Origin of the sequence: Streptomyces sp. NPDC047117, from assembly GCF_040643545.1 — a bacterium.
Lineage (GTDB): Bacteria > Actinomycetota > Actinomycetes > Streptomycetales > Streptomycetaceae > Streptomyces.
In genome coordinates, this window is sequence record NZ_JBEYUN010000003.1 from 1 (window position 1) to 13,014 (window position 13,014).

At 71.2% G+C, this 13,014-nt stretch carries 11 protein-coding genes and 4 pseudogenes; 10 read left to right on the forward strand and 5 right to left on the reverse strand.

Features of this window, described 5'->3' with window-relative positions; translation table 11 throughout:
• The first annotated feature begins 123 nt into the window (after positions 1–123).
• The 5 genes and pseudogenes from ABZ840_RS05925 to ABZ840_RS05945 form a co-directional block, all read left to right on the forward strand.
• Complete coding sequence (locus ABZ840_RS05925; protein ID WP_361555429.1) at positions 124–612, forward strand: hypothetical protein; 489 nt, start codon at positions 124–126, stop codon at positions 610–612.
• A 57-nt stretch (positions 613–669) separates the two neighbouring features.
• Complete coding sequence (locus tag ABZ840_RS05930) at positions 670–1,452, forward strand: PIG-L family deacetylase (protein WP_361553971.1); 783 nt, start codon at positions 670–672, stop codon at positions 1,450–1,452.
• Between the two features lie 105 nt (positions 1,453–1,557).
• Positions 1,558–3,081: a GMC family oxidoreductase N-terminal domain-containing protein gene (locus tag ABZ840_RS05935; protein WP_361553974.1), complete on the forward strand. Its 1,524-nt coding sequence runs from the start codon at positions 1,558–1,560 to the stop codon at positions 3,079–3,081.
• Between the two features lie 147 nt (positions 3,082–3,228).
• Positions 3,229–3,671, forward strand: a pseudogene (locus ABZ840_RS05940) (ATP-binding cassette domain-containing protein); the annotation flags it as partial.
• Positions 3,671–4,224: pseudogene (locus ABZ840_RS05945) on the forward strand (response regulator transcription factor); the annotation flags it as partial. The pseudogenes ABZ840_RS05940 and ABZ840_RS05945, both read left to right, overlap by 1 nt.
• Before the next feature lie 16 nt (positions 4,225–4,240).
• Here the strand turns inward: ABZ840_RS05945 and ABZ840_RS05950 are convergent.
• Entirely contained in the window at positions 4,241–4,666 is a 426-nt protein-coding gene (locus ABZ840_RS05950) for a pyridoxamine 5'-phosphate oxidase family protein (RefSeq protein WP_361553977.1), read from the reverse strand.
• A gap of 139 nt (positions 4,667–4,805) precedes the next feature.
• A pseudogene (locus ABZ840_RS05955) lies at positions 4,806–5,909 on the reverse strand (pectate lyase); the annotation flags it as partial.
• Positions 5,910–6,120: 211 nt separating this feature from the next.
• On the opposite strand from ABZ840_RS05955, the gene ABZ840_RS05960 reads away from it, so the two are divergent.
• The 3 genes and pseudogenes from ABZ840_RS05960 (at position 6,121) to ABZ840_RS05970 (ending at position 7,912) form a co-directional block, all read left to right on the forward strand.
• Positions 6,121–6,288 (forward strand): FAD-linked oxidase C-terminal domain-containing protein, encoded by a 168-nt coding sequence (locus ABZ840_RS05960; RefSeq protein ID WP_361553979.1) that lies wholly within the window; start codon positions 6,121–6,123, stop codon positions 6,286–6,288.
• A 126-nt stretch (positions 6,289–6,414) separates the two neighbouring features.
• Positions 6,415–6,681, forward strand: a pseudogene (locus ABZ840_RS05965) (FGGY family carbohydrate kinase); the annotation flags it as partial.
• A gap of 289 nt (positions 6,682–6,970) precedes the next feature.
• Positions 6,971–7,912 carry an FGGY-family carbohydrate kinase gene (locus ABZ840_RS05970; protein WP_361553982.1) on the forward strand — a complete coding sequence of 314 codons (942 nt, stop codon included), beginning with the start codon at positions 6,971–6,973 and terminating at the stop codon, positions 7,910–7,912.
• On the opposite strand, the gene ABZ840_RS05975 is transcribed toward ABZ840_RS05970, so the two are convergent.
• The 3 genes from ABZ840_RS05975 to ABZ840_RS05985 form a co-directional block, all read right to left on the reverse strand.
• The gene (locus ABZ840_RS05975) at positions 7,887–9,398 is read right to left on the reverse strand and encodes a cellulase family glycosylhydrolase (protein ID WP_361553985.1); all 1,512 of its coding nucleotides are present in this window, start codon (positions 9,396–9,398) and stop codon (positions 7,887–7,889) included. The genes ABZ840_RS05970 and ABZ840_RS05975 overlap by 26 nt on opposite strands.
• Positions 9,399–9,492: 94 nt before the next feature.
• Positions 9,493–9,789, reverse strand: a complete 297-nt coding sequence (locus ABZ840_RS05980; protein WP_361553987.1) for an antibiotic biosynthesis monooxygenase family protein — start codon at positions 9,787–9,789, stop codon at positions 9,493–9,495.
• A gap of 44 nt (positions 9,790–9,833) precedes the next feature.
• Entirely contained in the window at positions 9,834–10,049 is a 216-nt protein-coding gene (locus tag ABZ840_RS05985) for a cupin domain-containing protein (protein ID WP_361553990.1), read from the reverse strand.
• A gap of 291 nt (positions 10,050–10,340) precedes the next feature.
• On the opposite strand from ABZ840_RS05985, the gene ABZ840_RS05990 reads away from it, so the two are divergent.
• Both ABZ840_RS05990 and ABZ840_RS05995 read left to right on the forward strand, forming a co-directional pair.
• Positions 10,341–11,603 carry an amidohydrolase family protein gene (locus ABZ840_RS05990; RefSeq protein WP_361553993.1) on the forward strand — a complete coding sequence of 421 codons (1,263 nt, stop codon included), beginning with the start codon at positions 10,341–10,343 and terminating at the stop codon, positions 11,601–11,603.
• 81 nt (positions 11,604–11,684) lie between these two features.
• Positions 11,685–13,007, forward strand: a complete 1,323-nt coding sequence (locus ABZ840_RS05995; protein WP_361553996.1) for an amidohydrolase — start codon at positions 11,685–11,687, stop codon at positions 13,005–13,007.
• Positions 13,008–13,014: the final 7 nt, after the last annotated feature.

Here is a 13,014-nt window from a genome sequence, read left to right on the forward strand (position 1 = left end):
CTACGGAGTGCACACGGTGCGCGCGGTGGCCAACTTCCCGCTGACCGGGGAGACGCTCGCCGCACGGCCCCACCTGATCGGTGCCCTGGCGGCGGCAGCCCCCTGGCGACGTATCCTGCCGCCATGGGACTGGACCTCACCCTGGCCATGGCCGACTGGGAAAGACTGCGCGAGACCCCCCCGTCGAGGACCGCATCGAAGCGCTGGAGGACGTCTGTAATGCCCGGCACCGAACCGCCCGCCGGTCAGGGGCCGGTCGCGCTGAGGCAGGTGGATGCTCTGTGGTGGGCCGCCCGCTCTGTCGAGGTGTCTCCTCGCCGGGCTGCGGAACGTGAACGGTCCGTCATGGTCGGGCGCGTCGATGAGATCGCCGAGCTGGCCGCTCTTCTGGAGGTCGATGCGGAGGCAGCTCCCTTCACCTGCATGTGTCCGGGCGACATCAGCGTCACGGTCCGAGGCGAGCTGGGAACGGTTCGGGGCGTGCTGACACTCCACTTGGGCAGCGGCTTGGACTGGAGCCGGTGGCCCGGCCAATTCCCACTTCTGCGCGCTGAGGAACTGACCGAGTGGCTGATCGCACGTGGAGTGGTCGTCCCGAGCCGTGGTCAGTAGCCGCCCCGTCCCGGGGCGTACCATCGGGCTCCCCGTGCATCGGAAGGTGATCTGTTCATGGCCCTGCCCGAGCCCGCGCCTGTGCCGAGTCTGCTGGCGGTTTTTGCTCATCCGGATGACGAGTCGTTGTCGGCGGGTGGGGTGCTGGCCCGGCATGCGGCAGCCGGGGCGCGTACCGGAGTTGTCACGGCTACCTGGGCCGCGGATACCTGGCGGGCCGCGGAGCTGGCCGAGGCGCTGCGGATTCTCGGCGCGGGTGAGCCGCGGATGCTCGGATACGCCGATGCGCGTTTCCCGCCGTCGGCCCCGGGATGCGAGCGGTTCTGCGATGCGCCGCTCGACGAGGCCGTGCGGCGGTTGGTGGTGCACATCCGGGAATTCCGCCCGGACGTCGTGGTCACGCACGACGCCTACGGCGGGCTGCCCGGCCACCCGGATCATGTGCACACCCATCGGGTGACCGTGCTCGCCACCCAGGCCGCCGGGCTGCAGCAGATGTACCCGGACGCCGGCGACCCGTGGCAGCCGCGGGCCCTGTACCTGGCCACGCACCCGCACTCGGCCGTGTCCGCGCTGCGAGACGTGATCGGTGGTCGCGAGGTGGTGTACAGCGTCCCGGACGAGCAGGTCACCGCGACCGTGGATGTCAGTCCCTGGCTGGCACAGAAGGTCGCCGCTGTGCTGGCGCATCGCTCCGAGGTGGAGCGGGGAGCCGCGCCGGGCGTGATCGCCGGTCTGCAACCGGGCCTGCAGGAGCGGTTGTTGGGGACGGAGTGGTACATCCGGCACACCTCCTTTGCCGGCGCCGAGGTGGCGGGGGATACGGAATTGACCGCCTGAGAGGGTGCGTTGGGGGACTGCCTGTGTGCTTGTCGGCTAGTGCTGTGCTTCCAGGGCTCATACGGTTTTCCCGCAGTGTGAATGATGTCGCGGGAGGAGACCGTCATGGTGGAGCCACGTACTGAGCACGACTTCGTGGTGGTGGGGGCCGGATCGGCCGGCAGTGTGATCGTCCGGCGGCTGCTGGACGCCGGCCACTCGGTACACGTACTGGAGGCCGGACCGGTCGACAGCGACGAGCGGGTGCACAGTCCGCAGGGCTGGCCGCAGCTGCTTCAGTCGCCGCTGGACTGGGCGGTGATGACCGTGCCCCAGAAGCACGCGAACGACCGGCCGCTGTACTGGCCCCGCGGCAAGGTGCTCGGCGGATCGAGTTCGCTCAACGGCATGATCTACATCCGCGGGCACCGCAGTGATTACGACGCCTGGGCCTACGAGGGCTGCCCCGGCTGGGACTGGGACAGCGTGCTGCCCCTGTTCAAGCGGTCCGAGGATCACGTCGACGGTGAGAGTGCGTGGCACGGCAAGGGCGGCCCGCTGCCCGTAAGCAGGATCGCCGAACCGCACCCCACCGCGGCCGCGTTCGTCGAGGCCGCCGTCGCCCTCGGGCACGAGCGGACGGACGACTTCAACGGCGACACGATGGCCGGCGTCGGGTTCAACCACGCGACCATCCGCGACGGCCGCCGGATGAGCGCCTGGCAGAGCTTTGCCGTACCGGTGCGGGACAACCCCCGGCTGACCGTCACCACCGGCGCACACGTGCACCGCGTGTTGCTGGACGGCGGCCGCGCGATCGGCGTGGAGTACGCCGCCGGGGGAGACCTGCACCGTGCCTACGCCGCGGCCGAGGTCGTACTCAGCGGTGGAGTCATCGGTTCGGCGCAGACCCTGCTGCTGTCCGGCATCGGCCCCGCCGCGCACCTGCGCGAGGTCGGCATCGACGTCGCCGTCGACCTGCCGGGCGTCGGCGAGAACCTGCACGACCACCTCCTCGTCAGCAACGTGTACGAGGCGTCCCGCCCACTGCCGGCGGGACGGGCGAACCTGCTGGAGAGCCAGCTGTTCACCGCCACCGACCCGCGCCGCCCGGGCCCCGACCTGCAGCCGGTGTTCCTGCACCTGGTCTACCCGGCCGAGTCGTACCCCGTACCGGAACACGGGTACACCATCGCCCCGGGCATCGTCCGGCCGCTGTCCCGCGGCACGCTGCGGCTCGCCTCGGCCGATCCGGAAACCGCCCCCCTGGTCGACCCGAACGTCCTCGCCGAGCGGTACGACCTCGAAGCGATGGTCGACGCGGTGGAGCTGTGCCGGGAGATCGGCGGCCAGCGCGCCTTCGACGCCTGGCGCAAGGCGGAGCTGGCCCCGGGGCCGGAGGCACGCACGCGGGACGACCTGCGAGAGTTCGTGCGCCGGGCGGTCGGCACGTACCACCACCAGGTCGGCACCTGCCGGATGGGCCAGGACTCCCTCGCCGTGGTCGACCCCGAGCTGCGCGTCCGCGGCGTACAGGGGCTCCGCGTGGCGGACGCCTCGGTCATGCCGTCCGTCCCGTCCGGTAACACCAACGCCCCTACGATCATGGTCGGCGAGAAGGCCTCCGACCTGCTCATCGCCGCGACCTGACCGATGGCAGGTCGACGCGCACCCTGACCCCGTGTTCGGGTATTCCAGTGCCCGCGGGGGCCGGGGCGACCGTGCATGACATCGGTCATGCACGGTCGTGAAAGACCACACGGGGCGGGGCGCCGGACCGCCGCCAAGGTTGAGGGCGTGGACACAGTCATCGAAACAGTCGGCCTGCGGCGGAGCTACCAGGGCTTCGACGCGGTGCGCGGCATCGACGTCCCGGTCGCGCGCGGCGAGCTGTTCGCCCTGCTGGGAACCAATGGCGCGGGGAAGACCTCGACCCTGGAGGTCCTTGAGGGCCAGGCCGCACCCACCGCGGGTACCGTACGGGTGCTGGGCCGCGACCCGCACGCCGACCGTGCCGCGGTGCGGCCGCGGATCGGGGTGATGCTCCAGGAGGGCGGGTTTCCCACCGAGCTGACCGTCGCGGAGACCCTGCGCATGTGGGCGGGGTGCACCATGGCGCCCGCCCGGTGGACGAGGCGCTGGCACTGACCCGCCTGGGCGAGCGGCGTACGGTACGCGTCAAGCAGCTCTCCGGCGGTGAGCGCCGGCGCCTCGACCTCGCGCTGGCACTGCTGGGCCGGAGGACGACATCGCGGTGGTGGCCGAGGCGGGCTCGGGCGACGAGGCGCTCGCCATGGCCCGGGCCCACCGGCCCGATGTCGCCGTACTGGACCTGCAGATGCCCCGCGGCGACGGCATCACCGTCGCCGACCGGCTGCGCGAGGACCTGCCCGACTGCGCCACCATGATCGTCACCAGCCACGCGGGAGCCAACGCCCTCAAGCGTGCCCTCAGCGCCGGCGTCCGCGGGTTCGTGCCCAAGACCGTCTCCGCGCAGCAGCTGGCGCAGATCATCCGGACCGTGCACACCGGCGGCCGCTACGTCGACCAGGAGCTGGCCGCCGACGCCATCGCCGCCGGCGATTGGCCCCTGACGCCTCGCGAAGCCGAACTCCTCGCGAAGCCGAACTCCTCGCGATGGCCGAGGAGGGCATCCCCGCCGCCGACATCGCCGCCCGCGCCATGCTGTCCGCCGGCACCGTCCGCAACCATCTCTCCGCCGCCGTCACCAAAATCGGCGCCGAGAACCGCCACGTGGCCGCACGCCTCGCCCGCGAACGCGGATGGCTGTGACGGCTCGCCGTCCGTCTCAGGCCGCGCCCATGTCGGCGCTGACCCAGTGCTGCGGACGCATACGAATGAGCACCTGCGGCCCCAGCTCCCGCTCCGCGAAGTCCACGAACGCCTCGGCCTTCTCCCTGGGCAGGTACCGGGAGGCAAGCGTGAGGTGGTCCTCACGAGTGCCGGGATCCACCGCCGTGACGGGGCCTTCGACGGAGACGTACCGGACGGTGGGCGCCACGCGGTCCGCCATCATCGTGAAGCGGCCGGCAACGTCGATGAGCCGGGCCTTGCGCGAATCCCTCCCGGTCAGGATCCAGAGCTCACCGCCCGGCTCGTAGTGGTACCAGATCGGCACGGTGAGCGGCGCCCGCCCCTCCTCGGCCGCCACGGAAAGTGCACCGACATGCGGCTCGGCCAGAAATTGCTCACGCTCTTCACGACTCAACGCCACGGCATCTCCTCAACGGCTCGCCACGTACACGAACGACTCTCGACGTAGTACAGAGTCCCGTCAATCCGCCGCAAACGGGTGGCGGCACGCCGCGGACCGCGTAGGGCCCGTGGCGTGCCGGGTGGGGGGTGTGCGGTCAGCAGGTGCCGTCGGACTCCTGGAGGTTCTTGCCGGCTCCCGCGGTGCGTTCCACGATGGCGGGTACGCACGCGGTGTTGTCGAGGCGGTAGGAGTAGGGGATGGTGACCGAGGTGTTGGACTGCGGGTTCGGGCCTGCGGGGTTGTTGTCCTCGCCGGGGGTGGACCAGGTCACGTTGTCGAAGGTGTTACCACTGACCTGCCAGTAGCCGGCGGCGTCGGTGTAGAAGGTGCCGAGGACGTCCTTGGAGTCCTCGAAGTAGTTGTTGTCCACCTTGGCGCGCGCCCCGGCCCGGGAGTTGATGCCGGACTCGTTGAGGCTCACGTAGTGGTTGTTGTAGAGGTGCGCGATGCCACCGCGGAGCAGGGGCGCGCGGGAGTCGATGTTCTCGTACAGGTTGTGGTGGTACGTGACGTAGCCGTTGGAGACGTCGCTCTCGCTGGACCCGATGAGGCCGCCGCGGCCCGAGTTGCGCAGGACGCTGTAGGACAGGGTGACGTACTGGGTGTTGTTCTTCATGTCGAAGAGGCCGTCATACCCCTCCGACTCGCCGCCCGATGCCTCCAGAGTGCTGTGATCGACCCAGACGTTGCGGACGTCCTTCTCCATGCCGATGGCGTCGCCGCCGTTGGACGTGGGCGAGCCCGACTTCTTCACGTTCTTGACGGTCACGTTCCGGACGATGATGTTGCGGGCCTCGCGGATATGGATGCCCAGCTGGTCGAAGACGGCTCCTTTGCCGACTCCGACGAGCGTGACATTGCTGATCTGCTTGAGTTCGATCACGCCCGCCGCGGTGTTGCAGCTGTCGCCCGACACCTTGGCCGTGTTGCCGTGGTTGATGGTGCCCTCGACCTCGATGGTGATCGGGGTAGTGCTGTCGGCCCGGTTGCACAGCGCCGCGTGGATCGCGGTCCCCGTGGTGGCCCGTACGGTCTGTCCGCCCGCACCGCCGGTGGTGCCGCCGTTCTGGGTGGCGTAGCCGGTGGCGCTGCCGGCCGCGGCCGACGCTTCCGGTACCGGCAGAACCGCGCCGGAAGCGGCCGCCAGGGCCATAGTGGCCAGTGCCGCGTGAAGCCGCCGCCGTGCGACTGGTCGTCTCATCCTCGTGTCTCCGCTCGTCCAGGCGTACTGAGTGGTGGTGCCGTACGCCGTAGTCGCCGCAGCGGGCGCCGAGGTTGCCGGCCTTTTCCGCGGGGCTCAGCCTGTCTTCCGCGGGACGGAGACGATCGGGCCATTCACCGGGCCGTCCGCCCCGTCGGTGACATCCCGCGCCCGCCCGTTACTCTGCTCCGAGGATGACGGCCGGGGCCACGTGGCGTACCGTCACCCCGCCCACCAGGCGCCCGCACTGCGGCCGTACCGCGCGCCCTGGACGGAGCAGGAGCACGGCACCGCGTACCACATGCTCACCAAGCTCAAGGCGGCCTTCGACCCCAATGGTGTGATGAACCGCGGCACCATCTTCCCGCTGGACTCCTGACCCGTCAGGTCGCTCTCCGGCCCACCCGGCTCCGGGGACCGCCGCCCGGCGGCCCCGGAGCCCGCCCCTTCCCCCAACTCCGCCCGGACAACGCGCCGTCCGGCTCCGCGCCTCCCGGAAGTGAGCATGACGCGCTACTTCATCGGCATCGACAACGGCTCGCAGAGCTCCAAAGTGACCGTCCTCGACGAGCGCGGCCGCGTGGTGTCCGAGGGCCGTCAGGCCCTGCGCCCCTACGACACCCCGGGCCCCGGCATCGTGGAACACCCCGACGACGACCTGTGGACGTCGATCGGTGCGGCGGCCCGCAGCGCCATGGCCGCCTTCCTCGGGGACACCGCCGACATCGCCGGCGTGGGCCTGTGCACCATCCGCTTCTGCCGTGCCGTCCTGAAGGCGGACGGCACCCTGGCCCAGCCCGTCATGAGCTGGATGGACGACCGCGTGTCCCGCCCGTACGAGCACGTCGTGCCCGACGCGCGTTGGGTGACGACCTCCTCCGGCTGCATCGGACACCGCCTGACCGGCGCTTTCCGGGACACCGCCGCCAATTACGCGGGCATGTGGCCGCTGGACTCCGACACCTGGCAGTGGAGCGACGACGAGGAGCCGTGGGCGAAGACCGGCATGCGGCGCGACATGCTCTTCGACCTCGTCATGCCGGGCGACGTTCTCGGCAACCGTGACCGCCGCCGCGTCCCGGCACACCGGCATCCCCGAAGGGCTGCCCCTCGTCGCCACCGCCAACGACAAGGCCGTCGAGGCGCTGGGCTGCGGCCTGCACGACTCCGGCACCCTGCTCGTCTCCCTCGGCACCTACGTGGCCGGCATGACGACCGGCCCCCGCAACCTGCCCGACGCCACCGGTTTCTGGACCAACTACGCCTCCGTACCGCACTCTTACCTCTACGAGTCCTTCGGCGTACGGCGGGGCATGTGGACGGTCAGCTGGCTGCGCGACCTCCTCGGCGAGGAGGTCGCGGCCGGCGCCCGCGCCGCGGGCCTGTCGGTCGAGGAAAACCTGAACACCAAGGCCGCCGAGGTACCGCCCGGCTGCGACGGCCTGCTGACCGTCCTCGACTGGCTCGCCCCCACCGAAGCCCCCTACCGCAAGGGCACCGTCCTGGGCTTCGACGGCCGGCAGGGCCGCTACCACATGTACCGCTCGATCCTGGAGGGCCTCGCCCTCACCCTCCACGGCACGGCCGGCCGCATGGCCGACGAGCTGGGCACGTCCTGGACGCACACCCTGCTCTCCGTCGGCGGATCGAGCTCCGACCTGATGATGCAGCTCTTCGCCGACGTGTTCGGCGTCCCGGCCCACCGCGCCGAGGTGAACAACGCCGCCGGCCTCGGCGCCGCGATGTGCGCGGCCGTCGGCACGGGCGCCCACACCACATTCGACGACGCGAGGGAGGCGATGGTACGCCCCGGAAAAGTCTTCACCCCCGACCCCGCACACCACGCCCTCTACACCCGCCTGGGCAAGGTGTACCGCCGCATCCAGGACCACACGGACCCGATCTACCGGGAGACGTGGGACATCACCGGCCAGCGCAGCTCGATTCCAGCTCCGCTGCCGGCGCCGACCAGTGGGCCTAGCGGCGCGTCACAGTCACCGTGACGGGTGTGCCGGGGTGGGTGGAGGGGAGTCGGACTCGGGCGGTGCCGTTTGTGATCCGGACTACGGGGTTCGGGGCGTGTTCGACGGAGATCCGGGCGCCGTGCGGGTAGGCGGTGGCCGGCAGGGTGATTTCGGTCCATGCGCGGCGCGTGGTCCGGTTGGTGGTGACGTGGAGGCGGTACGTGCCGGTCGCGGGGGAGTACGACTCGGGGCCCGGGGTTCCCGCGACGGCCCGGGCGTACGGGGCGAACGCCGGCTCCTTGCCCGGTGCCGGGCTGCCGTCGGCGTCGCGTACGCAGTAGCCGCCTCCTTCGGCGGCGTCGCAGTCGTACCACATGGCCCATCCGGAGGCGAAGCCCGGCATCGAGGCGACCTGACGTTGGATCAGTTCCGCGTTGCCGGGCGTGGTGGCCCGGGGCGGGCCCCACTCGCCGACCAGCACGGGCAGCCGGTGCGCGGCCGGGTAGGCGGCGATGGCCGCCTCGTACTTCTCGACGAATCCACCGGACGGATCCCAGTCCTGCCCGGACTCCACCGCCGTGTCGTAGAAGTGCGGGGCGTAACCGATGCGGTCGGCCCCGGGCCGCGGGTCGGCGAAGCCGGGCAGGCTGGTCGGGACGCCCTGGCCGACCAGCACGGTCGGCTCGACGAACAGCCACGCCTGGTGGTCGACGGAACGGACGGCCCGGATCAGGCGGCGGTACATCGCCGGGAGCCGGTCCTGTTCGAGGGCGACGGAGGCGGCCAGCTGGTTCGCCGGGTCGGTCGGGTCGCCGGGGACCGGGCCGAAGGGCTCGTTGAACAGGTCGTAGCCCAGCAGCGAGCGGTGGCCGCGCAGCGTCGCGGCGACTCGGGCGTACGCCCTGACCTGCGCGGCACGCAGGTCAGCATCGTCGTAGAGGTGGGTGAAGGCGGCCTGGACGGCGGGCTGGAAGTAGTCGGAGAACCAGTCGTCGGGGTTGGGCTCGAAGGGCAGGCCGTCGGTGCGCGTGGCCCAGGCGGGGATGCCGTTGTGCCCGAATGCCGGGCCGAACACGTCCTGGTGCCAGTCCACGAGCAACAGCACGCCGTGCCGGTCGGCCCAGCCCAGCACGCGGTCGAGGTAGCGGAGGTAGGCGGTGTCGTACCGGCCCCGTGCCGGCTCCACCTTCTCCCACTGGATGTTGAGCCGCAGCAGCGTGAACCCTTCGGCGGCCAGGCGGGCGACGCGCTGCTCCGTCAAGGTGTCGGTCTTGCCGAGGTTGAGGCCGCGCAGCGCGAGGACGCGGCCCTGCCGGTCGGTGAGCCGGGTGCGGCCGTCCGGTGTGGTGACCGTGCCGACGGGCGCGGCGATCGCCGCCGACTCGGCCTCGCCCGTCGCGGCCTCGGCCGATGGAGGTGCATCGGGGGGCAGGGCCGTACCGAATGCCGGGGTATCCGGGGCGAGGGCCGTACCGAAGGCGAGGAGGAAGGCGAGCAGGGGCGGGACGGCGCGGCGCAGACGCATGTGGCCTCCGATGCGGGCGGTCGGCGAGTGGCCCGAGGGCTCACCGGGACTCCGCATCCTGGCGCCCGGGGAGGCGGTCGGCAAGAGGGCAACGTCACGGGGTGAGGACGGAGTAGACGTGTTCCACCTCGGGCGGAGCGGCGAAGTGGGGGCCGACGAGCGCCCGCCACCGGGCGAAGCCCTCGGAGGCGCGGAAGGTGACGGTGTGGTGCTCGACCGTTTCCCACTGGACCACGAGCCGGTAGCGCGTGGGGTGCTCGACGCTGCGGTGCAGGTCGATTCCCTCGCAGCCGTCGGCCGCGAGGAAGACGGGGACGGCCTCGGAGACTGCCTGCTCGAAGGCCTTCTCCTGGCCGGGGCGGATCTCGATCCGGGCGATCTCGGTGACCATGGTGTGCCAGTTCTCTTCTGGGGCGGGGGTGGGCTGTTGGGGTGTCAGGCGCGGGGCGTGGACGGCTTGGTGTGCTCGGCATCGACGCGCGCGGTCACGCCGGATTCGACGAGGGTGCGGGTGGCGTCGACCGAGGCGTAGATCCACAGGATCCGCATGGACTCGGTGGCGGAGGCGTTGCGGAAGCGGTGGGGCGTGCCGGCGGCGACGTACGTGGTGTCGAAGCGGGTCACGTGGTGTTCGGTGCCGTCGATCTCCACGACTGCATCCTAAACAGCCTGGTCGGCGAAGGGGACGGGGTACTCCAAGGTCCTTGCGCCGGCGCCGGCTCCAAGGTCGCGGGTCATTTGTATACCGAAGATCAATTCACTACCCGCGTTCCGGATGGCCGCAGGTTGATCTCAGGTCCTCCTGCACTCCAATTTCGCCTCTAACCAGGGCATTCTTGCGTCTCCTGCTGGTCCGAGGCGGTGAATCTCTTGTCGCCCTCCAGCCTCTTGGTATACAAATTCGCTGCCGTCCGAAGATCGCTCGCTCGCCAAGGAGCCCCCATGTGTGTTGCACCCCTGCCGCCTCCGTCCAGCAAGCTCACCCGACGGGGCGTCCTCGCGGGGGCCGCCGCGCTCGCGGGCACCGCGGCGCTCACCACCTCCGCCTCGGCGGCTCCCCGGCGCGGCCGCTCGCGCGGCGGTGACCTCGTACTGCGGGGCGGCACGCTGCTGGACCCGGCGACCGGTGAGGTCACCGAGGACGCCGTCGTCGTCATCGAGGGCGGGGTCGTCCGTGCGGCGGGTACCCGGAAGGCCGTCAAGGTGCCGGAGGGTGCGGAGATCCTCGAAGCCGACGGGAAGTGGATCCTGCCGGGCCTGGTCGAGGCGCACATCCACCTCAACACCGCCACCGAGGCGCGGGACGCGATCCGTGCCGGTGCCACCAGCGCCCGCAGCGGTTCGACCAACTTCTACCAGGACATCGCCGTACGGGAGCTGGCCCGGCAGGTGCCCGCGCAGGCCCCGCGTCTCCAGGCCGCCGGCATCTTCGTCACGCCCGACCTCGGTGACACCGTGCTGGCCGACCCGGACCTCACCGAGCTCGCCCGCCTCAAGGACGGCGTACGGTCGGCCGAGGCTCTGCGCCGCGTCGTCGCGGTGAACCTCAAGCGCGGCGCCGACGTCATCAAGACCCGCGTCAACGAGCGCGCTGGCCTGCCCGAGCAGGACCCGCTGACCCAGGTGTACTCCTACGAGCAGCTCTCGGAGATCGTCACCGCCGCCAAGCGCGGCGGCAAGGGCGTCCTGTGCCACAGCTACAGCAAGAAGGGCTGCCACGACGCGGTGACGGCAGGCATCCGCTCGCTGGAGCACGGCGTGTTCGTCGGCGAGCAGACCCTGCACGAAATGCACCGCAGGGGTACGTACTTCACGCCCACCCTCACCGCGATCGCCGGCATGATCGGCTCGTCGGACCCGGTGCTGGACGAGCGCGGCCGGACGTACCTGCCCGTACTGAAGCGCGCCGTGCTGGCCGCACACGAGATGGGCGTACCGCTGGCCGCGGGCACCGACTCCTCGGGCGGCGAGGTCAAGCCCATCGGCCGCGAGGTGGAGCTGATGCGCGAAGCGGGCCTCTCTGCTCTCGATGCCATCCGCACGGCCACGACGAGCGCGGCCCGGCTGCTCGGCCTGCAGGCCACGGCCGGCCGTCTCGCCCCCGGTTTCGCCGGTGACGCGGTCCTTCTCGACGGCGACCCCCTCGCCGATGTGACGGTGCTCAAGCACCCGGCACGCGTCGTCCACGCGGGCGTCACGGTCTGACACGTCCGCGCCCGTAACCCCCTCGCCTTCCCTTCCTCTGCACGTCTCCATCCCGCCCTCGGCCCAAGGAGCCTTGCCTTCATGACGTCGATCATCCCTACCTCCGGCGGAGTGTCCCGGCGCAGCATGATCGCCGGAGCGGCCGCACTGGCCGGCACCGCCGCGGTCACCTCCCCCTCCGCAGCCGCGTACGCCGCCCCGGGTGAGCACAGCGACCGGCACGGCCGGCCCGTGGTCTTCCGCAACGTACGGCCCTTCGGGTCGGCCAAGGCGGTGGACCTCACGGTCGTCAACGGCAAGATCACCGACCGTCCGGCGCCGGCCGGGGCCCAGGTCGTCGACGGTGGCGGCCGGATCGCGCTCCCGTCGCTCGTGAACGCGCACGTCCACCCCGACAAGACGACATGGGGCGGGGCGTGGGTGTCCCGCAAGCCGGCGGACGGGATCGCCGACTACGCCGACCAGGACGCGGAGCTGTTCCGCACCCAGAGCCGCCCCGTCGGGGAACGCGCCTACGGCCTGATGGCGCGCGCGGTCGCCACCGGCACCCGCGCGATGCGGGCCCACGCGGACGTGGCGCCGGAGTACGACCTGGCGTGCGCGGAAGGCGTGGCATCGGCCCGTGACCGGCTGAAGGGCGCGCTCGACGTACAGATCGTGGCGTTCCCGCAGCACGGCGTCATCCGCAAGCCCGGCACCGCGAAGCTGCTGGAGGAGGCCGCCCGTACGGGCCTGGTGGACATGATCGGCGGCATCGACCCGATCGGCTTCGACGACGCCCTCGACGAACAGCTCGACCTGGTCTTCGGCATCGCCGACCGGCACGGTACCGGCCTGGACATCCACCTGCACGACCGCGGCGAGAACGGCCTCAAGCCGCTGCGCGGCATCATCGACCGCACCCGCGCGCTGTCGTTGCGCGGCAAGGTCACGGTCAGCCATGTCTTCTGCCTGCCGAGCCTGAGCGACCGTGAACTCGGTTCCCTCGCGGGTGACCTGGCCGACCTGGACATCTCGCTGACGACGGTGGCGTACTCGGAGTCGACGGTGCTGCCGATCGCGCGGCTGCGCGAGCACGGCGTCGCGGTCGGCCTCGGCACCGACGGGGTGCGCGACGCGTGGAGCCCGTTCGGCAACGGGGACATGCTCGACCGCGCACACCAGCTCGGCCTGATCACCGACATCCGCCTCGACGAGGAACTCAACGACTGCTACCGGGTAGGCACCGACGGCGGCTCGGACGTCATGCACCTGCCGCACGCCGACCTCAAGCCCGGCTCCCCGGCCGACTTCATCCTCGTACGCGGCGAGTGCCTGCCGCAGATCGTCGTGGACACACCGCAGCGGGACATGGTGGTGCACGGCGGTCGCGTGGTCGCCCGCGACGGCGAACTGACCGACTAGTACGCCT